This window comes from Mariprofundus aestuarium (assembly GCF_002795805.1).
Classification (GTDB): Bacteria; Pseudomonadota; Zetaproteobacteria; order Mariprofundales; family Mariprofundaceae; genus Mariprofundus; species Mariprofundus aestuarium.
This window is the reverse complement of record NZ_CP018799.1, coordinates 540,843-566,167: the sequence shown is the minus strand read 5'-3', so window position 1 is coordinate 566,167 and position 25,325 is coordinate 540,843. Positions and strand designations below refer to the sequence as shown.

The following is a 25,325-nucleotide window of genomic DNA, read 5'->3' as shown; positions in this document are numbered from 1 at the left end:
AGCCATCACCTGACAGGGGTTAGACCTCCATAACCGCAGGGTGCGCTCGAAACACAATCGGATATACTGCCCCACTCCTATGGGCAGCGATTCTCAAACCATCAACGAACTGTTCGGCAAGCTTGAATTCTGCATGCTTGTGGATCGCCGCAGCCTCTCCAAACGGCTGCACGGGCTACGCCACCGCTTGAAACAGGGAAAGCCAATTGACCGCGCGCTGGCAAAGCTGACCGAAGAGATTGCAGCATCGGCGCTGGCTTTCAAGCAGCGCGCCGATGCCCTTCCCTCCATCACTTATCCGGAAGAGCTGCCGGTATCGGCAAGGCGTTCGGAGATCAGTGCGGCCATTGTAGCGCATCAGGTGGTGATCATTGCCGGTGAAACCGGTTCGGGAAAAACCACTCAGATTCCGAAGATATGCCTTGAACTGGGGCGCGGCATTGCAGGCCAGGTCGGCCATACCCAGCCGCGCCGTATCGCCGCCCGCTCAGTCGCCACCCGCATTGCCCAGGAGCTGGGCAGCAAGGTCGGTGAGTATGTCGGCTACAAGGTGCGCTTCTCCGATCAGACCAAGAAGAGTGGCTACATCAAACTGATGACCGACGGCATCCTGCTGGCCGAGATCCAGAGCGATCCGCTGCTTTTGGCCTATGACACCATCATCATTGATGAAGCGCACGAACGCAGCCTGAATATTGATTTCCTGCTCGGTTTTCTTCAGCAGTTGTTACCCAAACGCCGTGATCTGAAGGTGATCGTCACCTCGGCCACGATCAATACCGAACGCTTCTCCGAATTTTTTAACAAGGCGCCGATCATCGAGGTTTCCGGACGCAGTTACCCAGTCGACATTCAATACCATCCCATTGGAGGGGATGAGGATGACCAAGATCGTGACCTGCCGCAGGCGATCGTTGATTCCGTCGATGAGGCGGCAACCATCGATCCCCTTGGAGACATCCTTGTCTTCCTTCCGGGTGAACGTGAGATACGCGAGGCCACTGAAGCGCTGCATCAGCATGCGATGAACAACACCGAGGTAGTCCCTCTTCTCTCCCGCCTCTCACCGGCTGAGCAGGACAAGGTTTTTCAATCCCACAAAGGACGCCGCATCGTACTGGCGACCAATGTAGCCGAAACCTCGCTGACTGTGCCCGGCATCCGCTTTGTGATCGATTCAGGGCTTGCCCGCATCAGCCGGTATAGCGCCCGCACCAAGGTGCAGCGACTGCCGATTGAGCCCATTTCACAGGCCTCCGCCAACCAGCGTGCCGGGCGCTGTGGCCGCATTGCCGCAGGCATCTGTATTCGCCTCTACTCGGAGGAGAGTTTTAACAATCGCCCCGCCCAGACCGACCCTGAGATTCGCCGTACCAACCTAGCCAGCGTAATCCTGCAGATGAGCAACCTTAACCTGGGTGAGCTGAGCAGTTATCCGTTCATGGATGCGCCGGAGAGGAAGGCGATTGCTGACGGTTACCTGCTGCTGGATGAGCTTCAGGCGGTTGATAGCCAGAAGAAGCTTACCCCCATCGGCAAAAGGCTTGTGCGCCTGCCTGTCGATCCGCGCATTGGCCGCATGCTGCTGCAGGCTGATGCCGAGCGCTCGCTGCATGAGCTGCTGATTATCGCCGCTGCCCTCTCGGTGCAGGACCCGCGTACCAGACCTATGGATATGCAGCAGCAGGCCGATGAGAAACACCGCCTGTTTTCCGACCCCACATCCGATCTGCTGAGCTGGTTGAAGCTGTGGAGCTGGTACCACGAACAGGCGCGGCACCTCTCGCGTTCAAAGCTGCGCAAGCTCTGCCATGATCGTTTCCTCTCCTATATACGCCTGCGCGAATGGCATGACCTGCACGGGCAACTGCTGGCCATCGTGCGTGAGATGAAGATGAAGCCGAACAGCGAGGCTGCCAAACCCGATGCGATTCACCGCGCCCTGCTGGCCGGCCTTTTAAGTCATGTCGGGCTCTATGATGATGAGAAGCGCAACTACATGGGTTCACGCAACCTCAGGTTCTCTATCTTCCCCGGCTCATCCCTGTTTAAGAAGCCGCCGAAATGGGTGCTATGCGGCGAGCTTGTTGAAACCACCCGCCTCTATGGCCGCTCAGCTGCAGCCATCAATCCGGCATGGCTGGAGGAGCTTGCACCTCATCTGATCAAAAAGAGTTACAGCGAACCGCACTGGTCACTCAAACGCGCCCAGGTCGCCGCCTATGAGAAGGTCAGCCTCTATGGTCTACCCATCATCGGCAGGCGCCTTATCCACTATGGGCCGGTTGATCCTGTGGTTTCCCGTGAACTGTTTATCCGCCATGCACTGGTGCAGTTCGAGTATCGCACCCATGGCAAGTTTTTCAGCCATAACCAGCGCCTGATCAACGAACTTGAGAAGCTGGAAGCCAAGTCACGGCGACGTGATCTGCTGGCTGAAGAGCAGGTCGCCTTCGATTTCTACGATGACATCATTCCCGAGGGCGTTTATAGCGGCAAACTTTTTGAGCAGTGGCGCAAAGAGGTCGAACAGAAGAACCCGAGATTGCTCTATCTCGATAGAAAGTATCTGCTGCATAGTGATGCCAAAGCCATCAACAACGATGCCTTTCCCGATTTTTACCAGGAAGGCAAACTCAAACTGAAATTCAGCTATCACTTTGATCCAATGCACAAGGCCGATGGCGTGACACTGATCGTGCCATTGCCAGTACTGGGCCAGCTTGATGCGACCCGTTTTGAGTGGCTGGTACCAGGCATGCTGGCCGAGAAGCTGATCCTGCTGATCAAAAGCCTGCCCAAGGCGATGCGGCGCAACTTCGTGCCCGCACCGCAGTTTGCTCAGGCAGCCATGGAGAGCATGGCGTTCGGCAAAGGCGAGCTGCTGGACTCTTTTTCGCGCCAGCTTGAGCGCATGACCGGTGTCAAACCGCATCGTGACGACTGGAATGGTGAATCCATTCCCTCCCACCTGAGCATGAAATTCAGGGTTACCGGTGAAAGCGGAAAAACGCTGGATAGTGGCAGTGATCTCAGGGAGCTTCAGGCCAAACACGCGACAAGCAGCCGCGAAAGCCTGAAGGCTATTGATACGGTACAGAAACTGGAGCGAATCGGCATTACCCGCTGGGAGGAGTTCAGCGATCTTCCCGAGTCGGTTACCACCACCCGGCAACGGCTGCAGCTGCAGCTCTTTCCAGCCCTTCAGGATGACGGTCAGAGTGTTGCCATCCGCATCTTTGAGAGCTGCCACGAGGCGGCGCAGGTGATGCGTATGGGCTTAAGAAGGCTGTTTATGCTACATTTGCACCAGCAGGTGGAGCTGCTCAAAAAAAATACCCCGCAACTGCAGAAGCTGACACTGCGTTATGCCCTGATTGGGGATCCGGCCACTCTCAAGGATGAACTGATCCAGGCGGCCTTTGATGAGGTATTCATGGCCGAGCCGCTACCGAGGAGTCAGGCTGCATTTACCCAGCGTCTTGATCAGGGGCGTGTGCGCATCGTTGCGCAGGCATCCACGCTGGCTGATCATATCACCGCCGCACTCACCGCCCACACGGAGCTGATCACTGCCCTTGATGCCATTCGTGCAGCGCAGCTCAAACCTGTCAGCGATGATATCAGGCAGCAGATAAGCAGGCTGATTTATCCCGGTTTTGTTGCAACTACGCCTGCCCGATGGCTTGCCCACTACCCCCGCTTTATCGAAGCCGCGAAAATGCGCTTGGGCAAGGCTGGCCGTAACCTCAAACAGGACAGCCAGCACACCGCAACCCTAGAGCGACTCTGGATACAATACGCAGCCCGTCGCGAGGTGTTGCAAAAGCTGAAGGAGAGCACCGAAGCCATCGATGAGTTCCGCTGGCTGCTGGAAGAGCTGCGCGTATCCCTCTTCGCACAGGAGCTGAAAACCAGCGTTCCCGTATCCCTGAAAAAACTGGAAACGCTCTGGCAAGGGTTAAGATAACGTTCCAAATAATGGTGAGGCAGTTGAGATCACCGCCAACTTCGGACATTCAAATAAGAATATGTATTTACTGCAAAACCTATCAACGCAAAAGAACCTCTTCCATTTGTGTTAATTGTTTGACTGGCAGTTTGCGCGTATGATGTGTTTTCACCTTCACGGAAGAATAATTTTGGAAATGGACGTCCATTGGGAGGGATGTCCAATGGTTAACCTTGAAAGAAGTGTGGTCCACATTGTCGATGATGATGAAGTGATAATGGAAATATTTTCTGAGATTATCCATGATTTTGGATGTCGGACTTTGCTGTTTAGTAGCCCAACGCATTATCTTGGATATATGAATGAGCCGGACTACTCCTCTCCGCTTGCTATTATTAGTGATGTACGTATGCCTGAAATGAATGGATATGATTTCATGCATCAAGTCCGCCAGCTTAATCCATTCCAGAAATTCGTGGTTGTTACTGGGTCACCTGAGATTGAACATAAGTATAAAAATTTAGCCTGTATGTATTTATGTAAACCATTTAATCCTGATTCATTAAAACACCATATATGCTTGTTTCTTCAATGTGATAAGAATTGTGGCTTGGATAATGCTGAAGGTAGAATTCATGATGACAGAATTTTATTCAATCTCAATAAATGGTCGTGTCCCAATAATAAGTAGCCATAATGGCTTGAATTAGTTGCGATTACTGATGCCTCATGGCTATGCAAATATTTTTAGGCTGAACTAAACTGAATGTCTGAAGTTGGCCGAACCTCGATGGTCGAAAAACGGCCGGTAAGCAAAAAAAGAGGCCTGCCCCCTTATCCAAGAGCCACACCCATTGCTCATTTCTTCGCCATGACTATCACGCCTTGCAGAGCATTCTGGATAGTTTAGAATGCCTGCCCCTCTGGAGTTACCCATGCATGAGATGTCACTGTGTGAAGGCATCATCGAAATAGCCGAAGAACAAGCCTCTATTCAGAATTACAACAAGGTGAAAAGCATCCGGCTGGAGATCGGCAGGCTCTCGTGTGTTGAGCCTGAAGCGATGCGCTTCGCCTTTGATGCGGCCAGCAAAGGAACCATTGCCGATGGCGCAAGGCTGGAGATTGACCATATCCCCGGTAGCGGCTGGTGCGTAGCGTGCCAAAAAGAGGTAGAGATCGGACAGCGATACGATGCCTGCCCCCTGTGTGAACACTACCCACTGGAGATCAGAGCCGGTGATGCCATGCGCATCAAAGATATGGAGGTCGAATAATGTGTACTGTATGCGGATGCGGTGAAGAGGATAAACATGATCATGGGCATCCTCATGACCACGACCATCATCACGACCATAAGCATAATAATCACAGTCATGCACATAGCCATGACCACGACTACAGCAAAGGTGAAGCAGGCGTACATGTTGCAGGCCTCTCTCAAGCGCGCCTGATCAGTATTGAGCAGAATATTCTTGCCAAAAACAACGGTTATGCAGCCGCCAACCGCCGCCACTTTGCCGAGCGCGGCATCCTGGCGCTGAATCTTGTCTCCAGCCCCGGTGCCGGTAAAACCACGCTGCTGACGAAAACCATTGAAGCACTGAACAGCGCTTTCCCGATCTCGGTAATCGAGGGCGACCAACAGACAGCCAACGATGCCGAACGCATCCGCGCTACGGGAGTGAAAGCCGTACAGATCAATACAGGCAAAGGCTGCCATCTCGATGGCCACATGGTCGGTCACGCCATTGGCGACCTGACTCCGGAAGATAAGAGCCTGCTGTTCATTGAGAATGTCGGCAATCTGGTATGCCCCGCCGCCTTTGATCTCGGCGAGGCGCACAAGGTGGTGATCCTTTCGGTAACTGAGGGTGAGGATAAACCATTGAAATACCCGGACATGTTCCACGCCGCAGACCTGATGATCCTGAATAAAGTCGACCTGCTTCCTTACCTCGATTTTGACCTGAAGAGCTGCATCGCATATGCACGCCGGGTAAATCCCGGCATCAAGATCCTGCAGCTCTCTGCCAGCAGTGGCGAAGGCATGGAAAACTGGTTTGCCTGGCTCAGGGCCACACGTGAGCTGTCACTGATCGGGATGGACTAACTTATGTGCCTTGCTGTACCTGCCCTCGTTGTTGAACTCAATGGTGATAGTGCCGTCGTCGATCTTGATGGCATTCGCAAAGAGACATCAACCGTCTTACTCGATGAGATCGCCGTTGGTGATTATGTGCTGATACATGTCGGTTTCGCACTCGAGCGCATCGATCCGGTTGAAGCCGCAAAAACACTGAAGCTCTTCGATGAGCTAAAGGCCATGGATGCAGAGGCATGAAATTCGTTGATGAATATCGCGACGGCGACGTCGCCCAACTGCTTGCCAGACTGATCCGGCAGGAGGCCAAACCTGATCGCAATTACCGGCTGATGGAGTTCTGCGGCGGTCATACCCATGCGATCTTCCGTTTCGGTATCGTTGACCTGATGCCCGACAATGTCCGCTTCATCCACGGCCCCGGCTGCCCGGTCTGCGTATTGCCGGCTGGCCGAATTGAGGCGGCCATCAAGCTGGTTGAAGAGAACGATGTCATCCTCTGCACCTATGCGGACTTGATGCGGGTGCCGGCAGGCAAGCGCGACTCCCTGCAGAAAGCCAAGGCGCGCGGCGGTGATATCCGCATGGTCTACTCGGCTACCGATGCGCTGGCTATTGCACAGGCCAATCGTGAAAAACAGGTAGTCTTTTTCGCCATCGGTTTTGAAACCACCACACCGCCAACCGCCGCCGTACTGAAAATCGCCAACGCCATGCAGTTGACCAACTTCAGCGTCTTCTGCAACCACGTCGAAACACCACCTGCGATGATGCATATCCTGAGTGCGGGTGAAGCGAAGATCGACGGCATTCTCGGCCCCTCACATGTCAGCACGATTATCGGAAGTCAGGCTTATGCTGATTGCTGCGACAAATACCGGGTACCGCTGGTGATTGCTGGTTTTGAACCACTGGATGTAATCCAGTCGGTACTAATGCTGGTGCGCCAGATCAATGCAGGAGAAGCCTCGGTAGAGAACCAGTACACGCGGGCTGTAAGCAAGGGTGGCAACAAAAAAGCACAGAGCCTGATGGCTGAGGTGTTTGAGCAGCGGCCCCTGTTTGAGTGGCGCGGACTGGGCGTTTTACCGGAGAGTGCAGTTCAGATCAGAAGTGAATTTGCCGACTTCGATGCCGAGAAGCGGTTCGGAATGCAAGCGATCGCAACAGCCGATATCAAGGGGTGCATCTGCCCCGCCGTACTGCGCGGCATGAACAATCCGGACGAGTGCAAACTCTTCGGCACAGCCTGCACCCCGGAAGATCCGAAAGGTGCCTGCATGGTGTCATCAGAGGGGGCATGCGCAGCATATTACAGTTACGGCAGATATCGCGCTGCCGAGTCAAAGGCATGAGTAAACTCGATATCAAAAACGGCCTGATTGAGATGGGCCACGGCAGCGGCGGCAGGGCTTCAGCCACACTGATCGAAGAGATCTTTGTCCGCCATTTCGACAATGAACTTCTGAACCAGGGCAACGATCAGGCTCTCTTCAGTATCCCGGCAGGACGTATGGTGATCAGCACCGACGGCCATGTGATTACCCCCCTCTTCTTTCCCGGTGGTGATATCGGTTCGCTCTCGATACACGGCACCGTGAATGATGTCGCCATGTCCGGTGCAACACCTCTCTACCTCTCCGCCTCATTTATTCTTGAAGAGGGATTTCCGCTCGCAGATCTGGAGCGCATCGTAATCAGCATGGCAAAGGCGAGCATAGATGCAGGGGTACCGGTTGTTACGGGGGACACCAAGGTGGTTGAACGTGGTAAGGGTGACGGTGTTTTTATCACCACTACCGGCGTCGGCATCGTACCTGATGGCATCAACATTTCAGGGGATTTGGCTAAGCCGGGCGATGCAATCATTGTCAGCGGTTCGATTGGCGATCACGGCATTGCCATCCTCTCCAGCCGCGAAGGACTCCAGTTCGGCACCACCATTGAATCGGACTCCGCCGCCCTGCACACGCTGGTGGCAGAAATGATTGCCATCGCACCGGCTATCCGTTGCCTGCGCGACCCCACCCGTGGCGGCCTTGCCACAACACTCAATGAGCTGGCACGCCAGTCCAATGTGGGCATCTCTATTCAGGAGACATCCATCCCGATCAAAGCCGAGGTCAAGGGAGCCTGTGAACTACTGGGACTTGATCCACTCTATATTGCCAACGAAGGCAAGCTGGTCTGCATCGTGCCGGCCGAAGATGCAGGGCAGCTGCTGGCCGCCATGCATAAACATCCATTGGGACAAAACGCTGCCATCATCGGCAACGTTTGCGAGGATGCACAACAGATGGTGGTGATGAAAACTGCCTTTGGCGGCAGTCGTGTGGTTGACTGGCTGGCTGGTGAGCAGCTGCCACGCATCTGCTGATATGTCCGAGTCGCCTTTAACAATCAGCATCAATCTTCCCGAAAGCTTTAAGACTGCACCACAAACTCTGGCGCTGGGCGGAGAGCTGAAAAGCAGCATCTGCCTGATCCGTGATGGCACTGCTCATCTGAGCAGACCGATTGGCGATCTTGAACAGGAGGACGTCTACCGCCACTTCTCTGCTTCCGTGGAGAGCCTGTTGGCCGATCCTTACTGCAAGCCGGAACAGGTCGTCATTGATAAACACCCCGATTACCTCTCATCGCAATATGGCCAGAAACTTGCCGCCGAACTGGGCCTGCCGCTTCTACAGGTTCAGCATCACTACGCCCATATCGCCTCAGTCATGGCCGACAATGGCCTGCCGTTGGACTCAAAACCCGTGCTCGGGCTCGCACTTGATGGCCTCGGCTTTGGTGAGGATGGCACGATCTGGGGCGGCGAGATGCTGCTGGCCGATTATCAGGGTTTTCAAAGGCTTAGCCATTTTAAACCAATTGCCATGATAGGCGGAGCCGCTGCGATACATGAGCCGTGGCGCAATACACTGGCCCAGCTTCTGCCTATCTGGGATGAGGTAAACACAACATTCAGCGACACTGATATCGTAGACTTTCTGGAAAAAAAACCGGTAGCCACGATGCACGCCATGGTGACATCAGGTTTAAATTCACCACTGGCCTCATCCTGCGGTCGCCTTTTTGATGGCGTAGCTGCTGCTCTGGGATTTCACCGTGAGAAGGTCGCCTTTGAGGCACAGGCAGCCATTGCGCTGGAGCAGGCTGCAAGCGCATGTTTTGAACAGGAAACGAGCCGCTACGACTACGGCATAAGTGAAGCGAACAGCTGCTTGCAGTTGGAGTGGCATCCGATGTGGCTGGCATTGCTGTCTGATATCCAGAAAGGTGCTGAAACAGAAACCATTGCGGCACGCTTCCACCGCACCCTGATTCATGCCCTGAGCGAAACAGCTATCTCCCTCTGCAACAAACACGGGGTGAATTCGGTTGCCCTTTCCGGTGGTGTATTCCAGAACCAGTTGATCAGCACCCACCTGCCGCTGGAACTGCAGCGGGCAGGCCTGACAGTGCTGCAACACCGCCGGGTTCCGGCCAATGATGCAGGCATCTGCCTCGGCCAGGCAACCGTAGCTTTGGCACAGAAGGCAAGAACGATATGATTGAAACACTGCTTATAGGCTTCCTGCTGGGTATCCGCCATGCCATGGAGTCGGACCATGTCGCAGCCGTGGCCTCGCTGGTGAGCAGATCACCATCGACGCGCGAATCGGTTCGACTGGGTTCAGTGTGGGGACTGGGCCATACCCTCACACTGTTTATCTTCGGTTCGGCTGTTTTGCTGGTGGATAAGATGATTCCAGAACAGATCGCACTGACACTGGAGTTCATCGTCGGCATCATGCTGGTTGTTCTGGGCATCGATGTTGTCCGGCGCTTTATGCGTGACTCTCTGCATTTCCACTTTCACCGCCATGCAGATGGTACCCTGCATTGGCATGCCCATACCCATGAGGCCGAAGAGGCATCATCCAGCCACAGCATCCATGAGCATGTTCACCCGGAACACTTTCCACTGCGCGCCCTGCTTATCGGTATCATGCATGGCATGGCCGGTTCGGCAGCGCTTATTGTATTAACCCTGCAGTCGGTTCACTCCTTCGCCATGGGTTTAATCTATATAAGCCTGTTTGGTATTGGCTCGATTGCCGGCATGGCGCTGTTGTCGATGATCATCATGTTACCGCTGCGCCACTCCGCCAACCGCTTTGCCGGACTTCATCAATATCTTCAACTGGGTATCGGCTCCGTAACAGCCCTGCTCGGCATCAGTATCATGTATGGAATTGCCAACAGTGTGTGACTTCTGCACAAAAACATGTCGTTTATCTCTTCACACCACATTTACAGAGGAGTACAATGCCCTTCAGGCAAAACACCGTCTAATCCGCTATAATAGAATCCTATGACTATGAACCCAAAACCTTCCGAACACCTGCTGCACGCGCTGCATGCGCATCAGCAACAGCATCGCTTTGTCTCAGACCAGGCGATCTGCGATATCGCCTCGCGCCTGAACCTGCCGAGAGCACAAGTGGAGGCGGTGACGGAGTTCTACTCCTTCTTCCACCGCAACCCGCGCGGCCGCTTTGACCTCCTCTTCAGCACCTGTACCAGTTGCGGAGACCTCTCCCTGCAGCAGGCGCTCTGTGAAAAGCTGGGCATCAACGCCGGAGAGACCCGCGGTGACGGGTTAGTCAGCATCGGCGAGGCATCCTGTATCGGCATGTGTGACCACGGCGCCTCGCTGCTGATCAACGGCCTGCCGCTGCATTCGCTCGATAGCGAGCGCATTGGCAAAATCGCCGAACTCATAGAGGCAGAAACCGCACTGGAAGCATGGCCTGCCGAATGGTTCAAAATCGATGATCATATCCACCGGGCTGACCTGCTGCTGCAAGAGCCGCTTGAGTCCGGTGCTGCACTCAGGGTAGTTGAGGCGGAAGGTGCCGATGCCGCACTTGAGAAGATCCGCTTCTCCGACCTCAGGGGTCGTGGCGGTGCAGGTTTCAGCACGGCCCAGAAGTGGCAATTCTGCCGCGAGGCAGAGGGTGAGAGCCGCTATGTGATCTGCAATGCAGATGAAGGCGAACCGGGCACATTCAAGGATCGGGTGCTTCTGACCTCTTATGCCGATGCGGTTTTCGAGGGCATGGCCCTCTGCGCCCGCATCATCAATGCAAAACAGGGTTATATTTACCTGCGCGGCGAATACCGTTACCTGCTCGAGTCGCTTGAAGCTGCACTTGCAACGCGACGAGAAGTCGGCCTGCTCGGCTCCTCCATCCTCGGTATTGATGGTTTTGATTTCGATATCGCCATTGTCGTCGGCGCGGGAGCATATATCTGCGGTGAAGAGTCGGCGCTGATCGAATCACTGGAAGAGAAGTGCGGCAATCCGCGTATCCGTCCGCCATTCCCTGTGACCAGCGGATATATGGGCAAACCTACCGTGGTTAACAATGTGGAAACGCTGGCTGCTGCGGCAGGCATCGTTATCCATGGCGAGCGCTGGTTCCGCGGCGCCGGCACCTGGCAGTCCCGCGGCACCAAGATCCTCTCGGTCTCTGGCGACTGTGCGAAACCGGGCATCTATGAATATCCGTTTGGCATCACCATCCAGGATATCCTCAACCAGTGCGGTGCAGAGAATACGCAAGCCGTTCAGATCGGCGGCCCATCCGGCTCACTGATCGGGCCAAGCAAGTTTGATCACCACATCGCCTTTGAGGATCTCGCCACCGGCGGCTCCTTCATGATCTTTGATAGCTCGCGTGACCTGTTGGAGATCATCCACAATTTCACCAACTTCTTTGCCCACGAAAGCTGCGGTTTCTGCACCCCCTGCAGGGTTGGTACGACACTGCTGAAGAACGGCATGGATAAGGTCTGTAGCGGCCACGGCACGGCTCATGATCTTGATGAACTGAAAGCTACTGCTGCACTGGTATCGCGGCGCTCTCACTGCGGACTTGGCGTAACAGCACCCAATCCGATTCGCGACGGCCTGAAACATTTCCCTGAGCTCTTTGAAGCGCGGCTACTGCATCAGGAGATGGAACCAGAATTCAATCTGGACGCATCTCTGGAAGAGGCTCGACAACTCACACACCGTGATGATGCGGAGGCGCATCTATGAACAAGACAATTAAAATTGATGGCGTAGAGATTCCATTTAAAGAGGGACAGACCATTATGGATGCCGCGCTTGCCGCCGATATCTATATTCCGCATCTCTGTCATAAACCGGGGTTAAGCCCGCACGGCAGCTGTAAGCTCTGCACCGTGGATGTGAATGGGCGCGCTGCCTCCTCCTGCACCATGCCTGCGGCTGAAGGACAGGAGATCGAGAACGATACTCCGGCGCTCAACGAAGTACGCAAAACCATCACCCAGATGCTGTTTATTGAAGGCAATCATCTCTGCCCGTCATGCGAAAAGACCGGCGACTGTACGCTGCAGGCGATCGGCTACCACCTCGGCATGCTTGATGGCCACTTTCCCCAGTTCTACCCGCGTCGCGAGGTTGATGCCTCGCATCCGACACTGGTACTGGATCGTGACCGCTGCATCATGTGCGAGCTCTGCGTTCGTGCCAGCCGTGAGTGTGATGGCAAGAATGTGTTTGCCATCAGCGGGCGCGGTACAAAGCGTCACCTGATCGTCAACTCCCCTACCGGCAGATTGGCCGATTCCGATATCGAACTGGATGATCTAGCCGCCCACATCTGTCCGGTCGGCGCCATCCTGATCAAGGATCATGGTTATGAGGTGCCGATTGGCCGGCGCACCTTCGATCTACACTCTGTCGCCGAAACCGATCTCGACGAGGTGATTTTGACTAAAGCGAGGCACCACGATGAAGGTGATGACTCCGGTGAAAAAGAGGGAGGCGTATACGGTGTCTAAAGTTAGAGTTGCTACCACCTCCCTAGCCGGATGCTTCGGCTGCCACATGTCATTTCTCGATATGGATGAGCGCATTGTCGGCCTGCTGGAGCATGTCGAGTTCAGCCGTTCACCGATAAACGACATCAAACATTGCGAACCGTGCGATATCGGTCTTATCGAAGGTGCCCTCTGCAATGCCGATAACGTGCATGTGCTCAAGGAGTTCCGTGAGAACTGCAAGATCGTGATCGCCGTTGGCGCCTGCGCCATCAATGGCGGCGTGCCTGCGATGCGCAACCACTTCACCCTGCAGGAGTGCCTTGAAGAGGCGTTCCTTGATGAGATCGGTGTTGATAACCCGCATATCCCCAATGATGTTGAGATTCCACTACTACTCTCCAAGGTGCATCCGATCCATGAGGTGGTAAAGGTTGATTACTACCTGCCCGGATGTCCGCCCTCGGCTGATGCCTTTTTGAAGATCCTGACCGATCTGCTTGAGGGCAAAGAACCAAGCCTGCCGAAAGAAATGCTGCACTACGATTGATGGAGACGAACATGGAACAGAACAGAGCAAACCTGCGCCGCGTCGCTGTCGATCCGGTTACCCGCGTTGAAGGACATGGCAAAATCACACTGCTGCTGGATGATGCGAACCACGTGCGTGAAGCGCGTTTTCATATCGTCGAATTTCGCGGCTTTGAGAAGTTCATTCAGGGCCGTCCCTACTGGGAGGTGCCCTACTTCGTGCAGCGCCTCTGCGGTATCTGCCCGGTCTCCCACCACCTAGCTGCGGCCAAGGCGGTTGACCAACTGGTTGGTGTGGATGAACTGACGCCAACGGCAACCAAGCTGCGCAAGCTGCTTCACTTCGGACAGACCATGCAGTCTCATGCACTGCACTTCTTCCACCTCTCCTCACCCGACCTGCTGTTCGGTTTCGGCTCCAATCTTGAGCACCGCAATATCGTTGGTGTGATTGAGGACTACCCGGATCTGGCGCTGAAAGGTGTAAGGCTGCGCAAGTATGGTCAGCAGGTGATCGAGGTGATCTCCGGCAAACGCGTGCATGGCGCTGCCACGGTTCCCGGTGGCGTGAACAAGGGACTTACCATTGCTGAACGAGACCGCCTGCTGGGCGATATCAACGATGTTCTGGCCTGGTCCCAGGATGCCGTTGACCTCAATGAGAAGATTCATACCGAACATCCTGAGAATCACGGCTTTGGCCGCCTCAACAGCAACTACCTGAGCATGGTTGGCGGCAAAGGCGAACTGGAGCTCTATCACGGTGGCCTGCGCGCCAGCCGTCCAGATGGCAGCAAGATATTCGACCAGTTCGATTATCGCGGTTACTACAACATCATTCGCGAAGAGGTTCGTTCGTGGAGCTACATGAAGTTCCCCTACCTGACGGAACTCGGTCGTGATGATGGCTGGTACCGTGTTGGTCCGCTTGCACGCATTAACAGCTGCGACTTCATCTCTACACCGATGGCAGAAAGTGCGCGCCAGCGCTTCAAGGCATTCGGTAATGGCGGTTACGTTCACGATACGCTTGCCTATCACTGGGCGCGCATGATCGAGGTGCTTCACTCTGCTGAAGCGATCCGAGACCTGCTGCTTGATCCGGAGATCCTTGGCAGCGATCTGGTCGTGAAGGGTGAAAAACGTGAGGAGGGCATCGGCGTGATCGAAGCACCGCGCGGCACACTCTTCCACCACTACAAGGTCAATGAGGATGGCACGATCAAGAAGGCCAACCTGATCGTATCAACCACGAGCAACAATCAGGCTATGAATGAATCGGTGCGCTCGGTAGCCAACGAGTATCTCGACGGCAACGAGATCACCGAGGGGCTTCTCAATCACCTTGAGGTGGCAATCCGCGCCTACGATCCATGCCTCTCATGTGCAACACATGCGCTTGGCAAGATGCCACTTGAGGTGGAGCTGATCAGTGCCGATGGTGAAACTGTCGATCACATTGAAAAAGCATCAAGTGGTGCTATCAAACGCACAGTTTGAGCATGCCTAAACTACTGATCCTAGGTTACGGTAACCCCGGCCGCGGCGATGACGCGCTGGGGCCGGAACTGGTTGAGTCTGTCCAAAAGGACGGCTTTTCCGATATCGAGTGCCAGCATGATATGCAGCTGCAGGTGGAGTATGTCACCGATCTTGTGAACCGCGAACTGATCCTCTTCATCGATGCCGATGCCTCATGCGATCCCCCCTTCCACTTCTCCCGGATTTCAGCAGAGAAGGATGACAGCTACACCTCCCATGCCATGACCCCGCATGCCGTTTTGCATGCTTATAAACAGGTGTTCGGCGTGGATGCCCCGCCAGCCTTCCTGCTGCGCATCCGCGGCTACCAGTTCGAACTGGGTGAATCCCTGAGTGAAGCGGCATCAGCCAACCTCAATGCTGCGACACTGTTCACGCGTAAACTTCTCAAGACTCAGGGCATCTCACACTGGCTTGCATTGGTGTCTGGGGCATAGGATCATCTCTACAGTTCAGCATAACCGCTCGGATTGCTCCAGAAGCAAAGGCAGACAGAGGCTGTCAAACTCGCCAATGAGGCGCCTGTGGATGTGCGAACTCTGTTCAAAACAAATAGTAACTTCAGGGTTCTTTAGCTTGATTAAACTGAATCAGGAGAATTCAAACCCCTTCCCGGCAAACAGCTTCAGGCAAGCATCCACCACCGCTTCATCATAACGGCTACCCCTACCTTCTCGAATCTCTTCAAGGGCGCTATCTATACCCAACCCCGGTCGATACGGCCTGTGGCTGTTCATCGCTTCGACCACATCGGCGACAGCAACAATCCGTGCCTCCAGACAAATATCTTCACCCTTCAGTCCCTGCGGATAACCGGAGCCATCAATGCGCTCATGATGCTGGTGGGCAACCTCAGCCACAGGCCATGGGAAGCTAATATCCTTCAATATCTCGTAACTGGCTTGCGGATGGCTCTGAATGAGTTGGAACTCGATACTGCTTAATCTTCCCGGCTTACTCAATATCTCCGCAGGCAGCTGGATCTTGCCGATATCGTGGATGGTGGCGCCCAGACGAATCCCTTTGACCCGCTCCTCATCCAGCCCCAGTTCAGCGGCAATGGCCGCAGCCAGATCTGCCACACGCCGTTGATGACCGGCCGTATAGGGATCCCTTGCCTCAACCGCTTTGGCAACGGCTGTAACCGTTCCTTCCAGTGACTGCTGCAGCTGCTCATGACTCTCCTGCAAGGCATCCCGTGCCTGGAGCTGCTCACTGATATCCATAAAGGTGACCACCTCCCCCTCAACCTGACCCTCCCTTATCATCGGGTAGGACCAGTAGGCGACAGGGAAGTGCGAGCCATCTTTGCGCCAGAACACCTCCTCATCATTGTGAATGGTCTCACTGTTGCGGGCGGCCTGAATGGCAGGGCTCTCTTTTTGGGGGTTCGGCATACCATCGGCAAGGGCGTAACGGACCAACTCATGCATATTCTGGCCGATCAGCTCGGATTCATCATCATAGCCGAGCATCTTCAGGCAGGCAGCATTAGCCCTCGTGCAGTTGCCCTGCAAATCCAGGCCGTAGATTCCTTCTGCAGTTGAGTCGAGCAGTAGCCGGATATCCCTCTCGCGCTCCCAAACCTGCTCTTCGGATATTTTATGACCGATTGCGCCAGCCAGGGTACGGGCAATCGCATCAATAAGGTTGAGCTCCTCCTTAAGGAAAGGGCTCTCATCCGGGTGCTTGCCGGTATAAAATACCGTAATCGAGCCAAGAGGTATGCCCTTGATATCGATCCGGCTTTCAAGTTGCCAGGGTGATTCTCGAAAACCCTCAGAGAGGTACTTTTCCCCGCTGAAGCTGATCACACAGCAGGTGTATTTAGGGTATTGCCAACCGGATGGGATCAATTCCGCAACCTGCTGCAGCAGCTCCTCCACCCCTTGCCCTGACTGACACAATTTGGAGACCTGATAGAGCAGCCCGCTCTCCTTGATCCGCTCACCCATGTCATGGATCAGCTGCTCCCTCTCAAGTTCAAGCTGCTTACGCTCAGTAATGTCGTGAATAAAAGCGACGCCACTGTTATCTCCTATTCTCTTGGCACTTATTTCGACATCTATATACGCACCACCCTTGCGGCGGTGTTTCGTTTCAAAGCGCGCTTCCCCACGCTCTGAAATTGTATTGATGTGCTCTGCGACTTCATCAGGCGTATCGTTTGACTCCAGGTCGGACACATTCATCAAGAGCAGTTCACCCATGGAGTAGCCACTCATCCTGCAATAGGCGTCGTTGACCTCCTGCAGCTGCCCCTGCGTATCAATTCGCCAGTAGCCATCCATTGCGGTCTGGATAATCGATCTGTAGAAAAACTCGTTTTCAATCAGCCGTATTTCCGCCAGTTTCTTCTCACTGATATCCACTACTGAAGACTGGTAACCGATAGTGTTACCTGCTGCATCCTTAATGTCCGTAGCCAACCCATAGGCATCAAATGTGCTGCCATCCTTTTTCAGGGCAGTGTACTCCCCTTCCCATTGACCGGTTTTATTCAGGGCATCGACAATATCTTTTGCCTCATGTTCAAACTTAATAAAATCCGAGATCGTCCTGCCGACCACCTCATCCACATGCTGATAGCCCCAGATCTTGCGAAAGGTGTCGTTGGCGAAGGTGATGGTGCCATCAACGCCAGAGATGCTGTTGGCTGTGATGGCATGTTCGAACACCCTGGTCTTCCAAAGCAATTCGTGTTGAACGCGTTTCATATCGGAAATGTCGACAAAGGTGACAACTGCTTCCTCGATACCGCCGTAGCCGGATGAGAGGAATCCATTGCAGAGCACCCAGGCTGGCTCCTCTTTGTCAGGGCGATCGATCCCTACCACATAGTCATTCAGCGGTTCCCTGCCGGAAAGTACCATGATAACAGGGTGCTCATCGACCGGCATTGGGCTCCCGTCCTCACGTAGAAACTGCCATACCGGGTCGGTCGCCCTTTTGCCTAGCAACTGCTTATGAGTTAACCCCAGCAGCTCCGATGCCTTTTTATTATGGAAGATGATGGTGCTGTCCGAAGCATACACCACAAGGCCCGCATTCAGATTTCCAGCCAGCTGGCGATACTGCATTTCGCTTTCCATCATCGCATCAGTGGCCTTCTGGCTCTCAAACAGCGCTTTAAGGTCGCTCTCGATCACCTCCTTGAGAAGTGCCATAAGCTCGCGTTTGGCAGTGGCTTCGGGGTTATCCTTTCTATCCAGAAGGCAGAGGGTTCCAAAGACTTGGCCATCGGGCCAGAGAAGCGGGAAACCAAGGTAGTAGATCATGCCGAGCTTGATATCGGGGTTGTGATCCCATTCGGGGTACTGCGTTGCATCCGAAACCAGCAGCGGCTCCCGGCTCGCCATCACCATTTCGCAGTAGAGTCCGGTATCCAGTTTTGCACGTTCCCCCCGCCTGTACGGGTTGCCTTCCGAGTCACTGGATATAAACACCTCTATCTCCTGAGAATCAGCTCGCATGATCAAGGCGGCAGGAACCTCGGAACTCTTGGCCAGCAAATCGGCAGTGCGCTGCCATCTGGCAACCTGGCTATCAGGAATGCTGAAGTCGGATACATGGGAAGAGATCACTTAATTATTATAGACCAGCTGGAGAGATTTCACATGCACGCCCCCTGACCAACGCGACCAGATGACATCAATCGGGCCCGGCAACCCTGTTAACGCTTTGGGAAATCCTTTGCTCTGCCACAGAGTGAGGGCATCAATCTCTTCGGTACCATCCTGGTCCATTCCCGATTAACATATCGCGCCTAATCCGTGGAGTCGGGTATCCACCCCCCCCCTACGGTTGAAAAGTTAATAGCATTGAAGTGAGAGTGAACTAATGGGAAGAGCGTATCAGAACCGCAAAGAATCCATGGCCAAGACCGCCGGAGCCAAAACCAAGGTCTATTCCAAATATGGCAGGGAGATCTATGTCTGCGCCAAAAATGGTGGTGATGATCCCAATGGTAACCTCTCACTGCGTCGCTTGATGGATAATGCCAAGAAAGACCAGGTTCCAAGCCATGTGATTGAACGCGCGCTCGAAAAAGCGCGTGGTGGTGGTGGCGAAGATTATGCCACAGCCCGTTATGAAGGTTTTGGCCCTGCCGGCTGCATGGTGATTGTCGATTGCCTAACCGACAATGGAACCCGCACATACAATGATGTGCGCGTCTGCTTCAATAAGAATGGTTCCAAGCTTGGCGGCCCAGGAACAGTGGCTCACATGTTTGATCATCAGGCTGTGTTCGTGTTCAAGGGTGATGATGAAGATGCAGTTCTGGAAACACTGATGATGGCTGATGTTGATGTCACCGATATCGAGTCTGAAGATGGCATGATCACCGTGCTGGCTCCCCACACCGAGTTTTTCAAGATCAAAACAGCCCTGAACGAAGCGATGCCGGGGATTGAATTTGAAGTGGATGATATCTCTTATGAACCTCAAACCACTGTCAGCCTCAGTGGTGACGATGCTGAAACCTTTGAGCAGTTACTTGATGCGCTGAATGATTGTGACGATGTACAGAAGGTTTACCACAACGCCGAACTGGAAGATTAATAGAGACTGATTCAGCAGCAGTATTGAAAAAGGCCCCGCATCAGCGGGGCCTTTTTTTTTATTTCAGTTCGCGATAGCAAGGGAACTCAGTAGCTCTCACCATCCTTCCACATATCCTTGGTGAAACGCAGTACCTTGTTGCGCCCTGTCTCCTTGGCCTCGTACATCGCCACATCAGCAAATTTCAGACACTCCCAAAATGCATCGCTATCCTGCGGGAACTCTGCCACGCCGACAGAGATCGTTTTCTTCAGCGGCCCGTTGGCAGTCTTGAAGGTATAATCCTCCATCGCCTTGCGGATTCGCTCGGCCACTTCCATCGCCTTATTCTCATCGGCACCAACCAGCAGGGCGACAAACTCCTCGCCACCAAAACGGATAGCAAGATCGGAACCCCGGATCGCTTGGGTCAAAATCTTCGATACCGTGACCAGCACCTCATCACCGACCTCATGGCCGAGGGTGTCATTGACCTGCTTAAAGAAATCTACATCACACATCAATATGCCGACACCAGCCTTCTGCCTTGCAGCAGAGGCAAGCAGCGTATCGAGGTAATCCTCAAGGAAGCGGCGATTGTAGAGGTTGGTCATCGGATCGCGCATCGACTGTTCCTTAAGGCTAAGCATCAAGCGCTTGGTTTCGATCACGGGTGCTGCCTCAGCAAGGTAGGTGCGCAGCATCGAGATCTGTCCGCTTACCTTCTTCTCCTCTTTTCTGGTGAATAGAATCTGAACCACGCCACCGACACTTCCCGAGAGCATAAACGGGATACATGTATGCAAGAGCTGTTCACTATCCTGAACATGATTGCCGCGATAGGAGTTGCAGATATCCTCTTCATCGACAGATGAGACCGTTTGCCCTGTTCGTTTGGCACGGCAGGCATCGCAATTCACAGTGATCTCCCGGTCGCACCAGAGCTCTTCTTCAGGTAGCCCTTCTGCAGAGATCAGCTGCATCTTGTTCTTTGCCGCCACGGCCTCATAGAGGGAGAAGCGCTTGAAACCGAACTGCCGCTTGAGCACTTTGACCAAGCGCCCATAGACCTCTTCCAGGTCACGGTCATTTTCGATTGACTGCTTGAAGTGTGCAGCTCCGACCAGATTGTTCACCACCTCACCCGTGCGGGTGAGAAGATTCCTCTCATCGCTCTGGTAGGTGCCGGTCAGGGTCTCAATTTTTTGCGAAATACCGCCAAATGTGCTTTCAAGCGTCTGCATAAAGTGGTTGGTCTGATCGGCGATCTCGCCGATCTCATCATCGCTCTGCCTGCTCAGGCGAGCGGAGAAGTCACCCCCCTCGGCCTTCTCAACCGCACGTCGCAGCTCTTTTGTAGTGCCAACCATCGGCTTCAGCAGACGACTCAGCAGATAGCTCATCACCGCACCAAAGAGCATAAACAGCAGCAACATGCCGGCAACGGAGAGCATCATGGCGTGACGCTGCTTGCTCATATCGATCTCAATACTGACCACGCCGAGCACGTCGCCATCTGTTCCTTCATGGCATTTCAGGCAGTTCTGATTGTCTCTGGCAATGTAGGGAAGCGCATAGTGGAAAAGCGGCGTGTCGCCCTCAATCAACTCCTGCGCACCCTTGCCTGTGGCAAACACCTTTTTCTCAAGCGCTTCGACGGGATCGTAAGCTTTGGGGTCAAGCTGAAACTGCTTCATCACCGAGTCTGCCGGTACGACATGAGCATGTTTGAGGCCCGGCACATTGGCCAGATTCCTCATTTAGGGGCGCATATGATCCGGGCTTCCCTCACTCATTTCATGGGTGATGGTCATGCGGATCAGTTCAGAAGCCATCTGGCTCTGCAGCTTCAAGCCTGTTTCTGATGAAGTTGTGAAGGCGTAGATGGCAACAGCTGAGATTAAAATGGCAAATGTCAGCGTTCCCACAAAGGTAATCAGAAGGCCCTTCGTTTTCAGGTGCATATTCATGCCTCCTTCAGCACTCCTACGAAACAGAGCGTATCACCCTACGTTATAACAGACTAAAGGCTTCATTTCAATATTGCCAAGTCTAGCCAGAGGTTACGCCACCCCGACATGATTGGACAAACCGGAATGCCAATGCGATACTCAAATAGGATAAAGGATCAAGCTATGCCTGAAATTTTTGATGAGACAACAGTGTGAACGTACCTGAGATCGAACAGCATCTTTCATGGCATTCAGTCGATGCCGATGTTGCATTTCTTGCCATGGCTTCCAGCATCGATGGGCTGAGCTCCGAAGCTGCTGCCGAGCGTTTAACCCGCTTCGGGGCCAACCGGCTCAAGCCGCCGCCGAAACAGAGTCCGTTCATGCGCTTCCTGATGCAGTTCCACAATGTGCTGATCTACGTGCTGCTCGGCGCAGGCATCATCACCAGTCTGCTGGGCCACTGGGTGGACAGCGGGGTGATCTTCGGCGTGGTGATCATCAATGCCATTATCGGCCACATTCAGGAGGGCAAGGCGGAAAAGGCACTGGATGCCATCCGTAACATGCTCTCTCAGCATGCGATGGTAAAACGAGACGGCCACTTTATTAATTTGCCTGCTGAACAACTGGTGCCGGGCGATGTGGTATCGCTTCAATCGGGCGACAAGGTGCCGGCAGACCTGCGCCTGTTCAAAGTACGCGAACTGCGTATTGAGGAGGCGATGCTCACAGGCGAATCGATTCCGGCAGAGAAGATGACCGGTAAGGTCGTCGAAAACGCCGCCATCGGCGATAGAAAGAGTCTGGCCTACTCCAGTACGCTTGTTACCTATGGTCAGGGACTTGGCATTGTGGTTGCAACAGGTGATGCCACTGAAATCGGGCGCATTAGCGGGCTGTTGCAAACGGTACAAACACTGACCACGCCTCTGCTCAAACAGATGGATCAGTTTGGCCGATGGCTCTCCATTGGCATCGGCGTGCTGGCCATGCTTACCTTCGCATTCGGCGTTCTCTTCCGGAACTATACAGCCAGTGACATGTTTCTGGCCGCTGTGGGCCTTGCCGTAGCAGGTATACCGGAGGGATTGCCGGCCATTATGACCATCACGCTGGCTATCGGCGTACAGCGCATGGCCAGAAACAATGCCATCATTCGCCGTCTGCCGGCGGTCGAAACACTGGGTTCGGTTACGGTCATCTGCTCGGATAAAACCGGCACGCTGACCCGTAACGAGATGACCGTGAAAAGCGTCATCACAGCCACCGGCGTAGTCGAAGTAGGCGGCAGCGGATACGACCCGCACGGCACCTTTATCAAGAATGGTGAAGAGATCAGCCTTGAGCAGCACCCCCAGTTGCGAGAGTTGGCACAGGCTTCTCTGCTCTGCAACGATGCAAGCCTGAAAGAGAAGAATGGCACTTGGCAGATGCACGGAGATCCTACCGAGGGGGCGCTTGTAACACTGGCCCTGAAAGCCGGCCTGAATCAGGAGCTGATGCAGAGACAGTTTCCGCGAATCGATGCCATTCCATTCGAATCGGAACACCGCTTTATGGCCACCCTGCACCATGATCATACAGGGCATGGGTTTATCTACCTGAAAGGTGCTCCCGAATCAGTACTTGAGATGTGTCATATGCAACGCCGGTTCGGTGAGGATGCACCACTGAATCGCCAATACTGGGAGGAGGAGATGCACCAGATGGCCAGTCGGGGAGAGCGTCTTCTTGCCATCGCATTTCGAGCCACTCCCAGTGAACAGCAGATGCTCACTTTCGATGATGTGCAATCGGGACTTACGCTACTTGGCATTGTCGGCATTATCGACCCGCCTCGCAGCGAGGCGACCGCATCGGTACAGGCCTGTCAGCAGGCCGGTATCCGAGTAAAAATGATTACCGGCGACCATAGCATTACCGCTGCCGCCATCGGGGAACAGATGGGTATTGGCTGTGGCAGGTCTGTCATCAACGGTGTGGATATGCGTGAGCTTAATAACACCGAATTGCAGAAAGTGGCCTACCAGCACGATATTTTTGCCCGCGTGTCACCTGAACAGAAACTGCTACTGGTAACTGCCCTGCAGGCGAACGGCGAGGTCGTGTCGATGACCGGGGACGGCGTGAACGACGCCCCCGCCCTTAAACGTGCCGATGTCGGTGTCGCGATGGGAATCAACGGCACGGAAGTAGCAAAAGAGGCATCAGAAATGGTGCTAGCCGATGATAACTTCGCCTCCATCGCCAAAGCTGTCGAAGAGGGTCGCACGGTTTATGACAACCTGAAGAAATCGATCATGTTTATCCTGCCGACTAATGGCGGCGAAGCCTTTATCATTGTTGCAGCCATTTTCATGGGCAAAGCACTGCCCATAACTGCTGCACAGATTCTCTGGGTGAACATGATCACGGCAGTCACACTGGCCCTGACGCTGGCCTTCGAACCGCCGGAGAGCGATGTTATGCGTAGACCACCGCGCAAGCCGACGGAACCTATCCTTTCAAGCTTTTTGATCTGGCGAATCCTTTTTGTCTCCCTGATAATCGTGACAGGTACATTCGGTCTATTTCTATGGGAGCGAACTCAGGGTGCAGATCTAGCCGTCGCACGCAGCATAGCGGTTAACACACTGGTGATGTTCGAAATCTTCTATCTCTTCAATGCCCGCTATATGCATGCCCCCTCACTGACCAGAGAGGGAATCGGTGGCAACAGGTATATATTCTATGCCATCGGACTGTTGCTGCTGTTTCAGATCGCCTTCACCTATGCCGGCCCGATGCAATTGATGTTCGGAACCGCAGATATCGGTCTGGATGCATGGATCAGGATCGTTGCCGTGGCCAGCAGTGTGCTGTTTCTGGTTGAGATCGAGAAGTGGGTACTGCGCAGAGCCATGCAGAAGGACAGGAACTCTTCTAGCCAAGCCTGACGTTTCGCCAGTATAATTGCCAAAGTATTGCAATGGCAGGCCTAGCCCGCTTCAGAGACGCGGAATATCCCCAGCCCCACCCGTACCGAGAGTTCCAATCCATTCACGCCACGCCACGGCATATGCCATGAAGGAGTAGTGATCGAAATCATTATGGCCGCCGGCAAGTTCCACCTTTTTCTTCGGCTCATTCGCTGCAGCAAAAACCTTCTCAGCCATCCACGCTGGCGCAATCGAATCATCACGCGCAGCAATCAGTAGCAGCGGAAGATATACATCCTTCACCGACTCCATCGCATCAAAGCGGCTTTTTGCCAGCCAGCGCAGTGGCAGCCACGGGTAGTGAAACGATGCCATGTCGGGGATATTGGAAAACGGCGTCTCCAGCGCAAGACCTGCTGCCTTTACTTCACGGGCAAGCTTTGCTGCCACGGCAGCGCCAAGGCTTCGCCCTGCGATGATCACCGATTCCGGCTTCAACCCCAGGCGAGTCGTTGCATCGCGCCAGGCAGCGCGAGCATCCGCATAGAGACCTGCCTCACCCGGTTCACCCTCACTCTTTCCATAGCCGCGGTAATCGATGGCATAGACAGAAAGGCCCATTGCCTGCCACTGCCTGTAAAGCGATAACCTGTGGCTGATATTGCCCGCATTGCCATGCAAGTGGAGGACGGTGAATCGGGAGGAGGGAACCGGCATATACCAGCCATGCAAAGTAATGCCGTCGGTCGTAGTAACATGCAGCTCTTCAAACTGCATGCCAAAATAAGCAGGTGTGCTGCTGACCTCCCGGGCGGGGAAATAGATATAGTTATCTTCAAACAGCGCCATATAGCCCGATGCCCCTGCAAAGCTGAGGAGCATTATCAGAAACGCTCGTTTGAGAACAAACATGGATCAAGCATAGCGCAAACGGGGGG

21 protein-coding genes are annotated in these 25,325 nt (G+C 54.1%); 16 read left to right on the top strand and 5 right to left on the bottom strand.

Going from position 1 to position 25,325, the window contains the following annotated elements:
- The first annotated feature begins 79 nt into the window (after positions 1-79).
- The 14 genes from hrpA (at position 80) to Ga0123461_RS02830 (ending at position 15,409) form a co-directional block, all read left to right on the top strand.
- Positions 80-3,970, top strand: coding sequence for an ATP-dependent RNA helicase HrpA (gene hrpA / locus Ga0123461_RS02895; protein ID WP_198507101.1), 3,891 nt, complete (start codon positions 80-82; stop codon positions 3,968-3,970).
- A gap of 205 nt (positions 3,971-4,175) precedes the next feature.
- Positions 4,176-4,643, top strand: coding sequence for a response regulator (locus Ga0123461_RS02890; RefSeq protein ID WP_157819201.1), 468 nt, complete (start codon positions 4,176-4,178; stop codon positions 4,641-4,643).
- Between the two features lie 244 nt (positions 4,644-4,887).
- On the top strand, positions 4,888-5,229 hold the full coding sequence (gene hypA, locus Ga0123461_RS02885; protein WP_100276963.1) for a hydrogenase maturation nickel metallochaperone HypA: 342 nt from the start codon (positions 4,888-4,890) through the stop codon (positions 5,227-5,229).
- On the top strand, positions 5,229-6,065 hold the full coding sequence (gene hypB / locus Ga0123461_RS02880; protein WP_100276962.1) for a hydrogenase nickel incorporation protein HypB: 837 nt from the start codon (positions 5,229-5,231) through the stop codon (positions 6,063-6,065). The genes hypA and hypB overlap by 1 nt, the downstream gene beginning before the upstream one ends.
- 3 nt (positions 6,066-6,068) lie before the next feature.
- Complete coding sequence (locus tag Ga0123461_RS02875) at positions 6,069-6,296, top strand: HypC/HybG/HupF family hydrogenase formation chaperone (protein WP_100276961.1); 228 nt, start codon at positions 6,069-6,071, stop codon at positions 6,294-6,296.
- The gene (gene hypD / locus Ga0123461_RS02870; RefSeq protein WP_100276960.1) at positions 6,293-7,411 is read left to right on the top strand and encodes a hydrogenase formation protein HypD; all 1,119 of its coding nucleotides are present in this window, start codon (positions 6,293-6,295) and stop codon (positions 7,409-7,411) included. The genes Ga0123461_RS02875 and hypD overlap by 4 nt, the downstream gene beginning before the upstream one ends.
- On the top strand, positions 7,408-8,433 hold the full coding sequence (gene hypE / locus Ga0123461_RS02865) for a hydrogenase expression/formation protein HypE (RefSeq protein WP_100276959.1): 1,026 nt from the start codon (positions 7,408-7,410) through the stop codon (positions 8,431-8,433). The genes hypD and hypE overlap by 4 nt, the downstream gene beginning before the upstream one ends.
- Positions 8,387-9,613: a carbamoyltransferase HypF gene (locus Ga0123461_RS02860; RefSeq protein WP_198507100.1), complete on the top strand. Its 1,227-nt coding sequence runs from the start codon at positions 8,387-8,389 to the stop codon at positions 9,611-9,613. The genes hypE and Ga0123461_RS02860 overlap by 47 nt, the downstream gene beginning before the upstream one ends.
- A complete protein-coding gene (locus tag Ga0123461_RS02855; RefSeq protein ID WP_100276957.1) occupies positions 9,610-10,314 on the top strand; it encodes an urease accessory protein in 705 nt (234 codons plus the stop codon). Before Ga0123461_RS02860 ends, Ga0123461_RS02855 begins: the two co-directional genes overlap by 4 nt.
- Positions 10,315-10,422: 108 nt before the next feature.
- Positions 10,423-12,150, top strand: coding sequence for an NADH-ubiquinone oxidoreductase-F iron-sulfur binding region domain-containing protein (locus Ga0123461_RS02850; protein ID WP_232710317.1), 1,728 nt, complete (start codon positions 10,423-10,425; stop codon positions 12,148-12,150).
- Entirely contained in the window at positions 12,147-12,920 is a 774-nt protein-coding gene (locus tag Ga0123461_RS02845) for a 2Fe-2S iron-sulfur cluster-binding protein (RefSeq protein ID WP_100276955.1), read from the top strand. Before Ga0123461_RS02850 ends, Ga0123461_RS02845 begins: the two co-directional genes overlap by 4 nt.
- Positions 12,913-13,449, top strand: coding sequence for an NADH-quinone oxidoreductase subunit B family protein (locus Ga0123461_RS02840; protein WP_232710315.1), 537 nt, complete (start codon positions 12,913-12,915; stop codon positions 13,447-13,449). The genes Ga0123461_RS02845 and Ga0123461_RS02840 overlap by 8 nt, the downstream gene beginning before the upstream one ends.
- An 11-nt stretch (positions 13,450-13,460) precedes the next feature.
- On the top strand, positions 13,461-14,930 hold the full coding sequence (locus tag Ga0123461_RS02835; protein WP_198507099.1) for a Ni/Fe hydrogenase subunit alpha: 1,470 nt from the start codon (positions 13,461-13,463) through the stop codon (positions 14,928-14,930).
- Positions 14,931-14,932: 2 nt separating this feature from the next.
- Positions 14,933-15,409, top strand: coding sequence for a hydrogenase maturation protease (locus tag Ga0123461_RS02830; protein ID WP_100276952.1), 477 nt, complete (start codon positions 14,933-14,935; stop codon positions 15,407-15,409).
- A gap of 153 nt (positions 15,410-15,562) precedes the next feature.
- Here Ga0123461_RS02830 and Ga0123461_RS02825 read toward each other — a convergent pair whose 3' ends face one another.
- Together Ga0123461_RS02825 and Ga0123461_RS12275 are read right to left on the bottom strand one after the other, a co-directional pair.
- Positions 15,563-18,556 carry a PAS domain S-box protein gene (locus Ga0123461_RS02825; protein WP_100276951.1) on the bottom strand — a complete coding sequence of 998 codons (2,994 nt, stop codon included), beginning with the start codon at positions 18,554-18,556 and terminating at the stop codon, positions 15,563-15,565.
- The gene (locus Ga0123461_RS12275; protein ID WP_157819199.1) at positions 18,557-18,718 is read right to left on the bottom strand and encodes a hypothetical protein; all 162 of its coding nucleotides are present in this window, start codon (positions 18,716-18,718) and stop codon (positions 18,557-18,559) included.
- Between the two features lie 94 nt (positions 18,719-18,812).
- On the opposite strand from Ga0123461_RS12275, the gene Ga0123461_RS02820 reads away from it, so the two are divergent.
- Positions 18,813-19,535 (top strand): YebC/PmpR family DNA-binding transcriptional regulator, encoded by a 723-nt coding sequence (locus tag Ga0123461_RS02820; protein ID WP_100276950.1) that lies wholly within the window; start codon positions 18,813-18,815, stop codon positions 19,533-19,535.
- 86 nt (positions 19,536-19,621) lie between these two features.
- Here Ga0123461_RS02820 and Ga0123461_RS02815 read toward each other — a convergent pair whose 3' ends face one another.
- Both Ga0123461_RS02815 and Ga0123461_RS02810 read right to left on the bottom strand, forming a co-directional pair.
- The gene (locus Ga0123461_RS02815) at positions 19,622-21,274 is read right to left on the bottom strand and encodes a GGDEF domain-containing protein (RefSeq protein ID WP_100276949.1); all 1,653 of its coding nucleotides are present in this window, start codon (positions 21,272-21,274) and stop codon (positions 19,622-19,624) included.
- A complete protein-coding gene (locus Ga0123461_RS02810; protein ID WP_100276948.1) occupies positions 21,275-21,478 on the bottom strand; it encodes a hypothetical protein in 204 nt (67 codons plus the stop codon).
- 200 nt (positions 21,479-21,678) lie between these two features.
- Here Ga0123461_RS02810 and Ga0123461_RS02805 point away from each other — a divergent pair, with 200 nt between their 5' ends.
- Entirely contained in the window at positions 21,679-24,405 is a 2,727-nt protein-coding gene (locus Ga0123461_RS02805; RefSeq protein ID WP_198507098.1) for a cation-transporting P-type ATPase, read from the top strand.
- Between the two features lie 51 nt (positions 24,406-24,456).
- On the opposite strand, the gene Ga0123461_RS02800 is transcribed toward Ga0123461_RS02805, so the two are convergent.
- On the bottom strand, positions 24,457-25,299 hold the full coding sequence (locus Ga0123461_RS02800) for an alpha/beta hydrolase (RefSeq protein ID WP_100276947.1): 843 nt from the start codon (positions 25,297-25,299) through the stop codon (positions 24,457-24,459).
- Between the last annotated feature and the right edge of the window lie 26 nt (positions 25,300-25,325).

Coding starts and splice junctions, on each gene's coding strand:
- Ga0123461_RS02835 (WP_198507099.1), top strand. CDS start 13,461: ATGGAACAGAACAGAGCAAACCTGCGCCGCGTCGCTGTCGATCCGGTT.
- Ga0123461_RS02855 (WP_100276957.1), top strand. CDS start 9,610: ATGATTGAAACACTGCTTATAGGCTTCCTGCTGGGTATCCGCCATGCC.
- Ga0123461_RS02890 (WP_157819201.1), top strand. CDS start 4,176: ATGGTTAACCTTGAAAGAAGTGTGGTCCACATTGTCGATGATGATGAA.
- Ga0123461_RS02810 (WP_100276948.1), bottom strand. CDS start 21,478: ATGCACCTGAAAACGAAGGGCCTTCTGATTACCTTTGTGGGAACGCTG.
- Ga0123461_RS12275 (WP_157819199.1), bottom strand. CDS start 18,718: ATGGACCAGGATGGTACCGAAGAGATTGATGCCCTCACTCTGTGGCAG.
- Ga0123461_RS02875 (WP_100276961.1), top strand. CDS start 6,069: ATGTGCCTTGCTGTACCTGCCCTCGTTGTTGAACTCAATGGTGATAGT.
- hypD (WP_100276960.1), top strand. CDS start 6,293: ATGAAATTCGTTGATGAATATCGCGACGGCGACGTCGCCCAACTGCTT.
- Ga0123461_RS02815 (WP_100276949.1), bottom strand. CDS start 21,274: ATGAGGAATCTGGCCAATGTGCCGGGCCTCAAACATGCTCATGTCGTA.
- hypB (WP_100276962.1), top strand. CDS start 5,229: ATGTGTACTGTATGCGGATGCGGTGAAGAGGATAAACATGATCATGGG.
- Ga0123461_RS02830 (WP_100276952.1), top strand. CDS start 14,933: ATGCCTAAACTACTGATCCTAGGTTACGGTAACCCCGGCCGCGGCGAT.
- Ga0123461_RS02850 (WP_232710317.1), top strand. CDS start 10,423: ATGAACCCAAAACCTTCCGAACACCTGCTGCACGCGCTGCATGCGCAT.
- Ga0123461_RS02800 (WP_100276947.1), bottom strand. CDS start 25,299: ATGTTTGTTCTCAAACGAGCGTTTCTGATAATGCTCCTCAGCTTTGCA.
- hypA (WP_100276963.1), top strand. CDS start 4,888: ATGCATGAGATGTCACTGTGTGAAGGCATCATCGAAATAGCCGAAGAA.
- hypE (WP_100276959.1), top strand. CDS start 7,408: ATGAGTAAACTCGATATCAAAAACGGCCTGATTGAGATGGGCCACGGC.
- Ga0123461_RS02820 (WP_100276950.1), top strand. CDS start 18,813: ATGGGAAGAGCGTATCAGAACCGCAAAGAATCCATGGCCAAGACCGCC.
- hrpA (WP_198507101.1), top strand. CDS start 80: ATGGGCAGCGATTCTCAAACCATCAACGAACTGTTCGGCAAGCTTGAA.
- Ga0123461_RS02845 (WP_100276955.1), top strand. CDS start 12,147: ATGAACAAGACAATTAAAATTGATGGCGTAGAGATTCCATTTAAAGAG.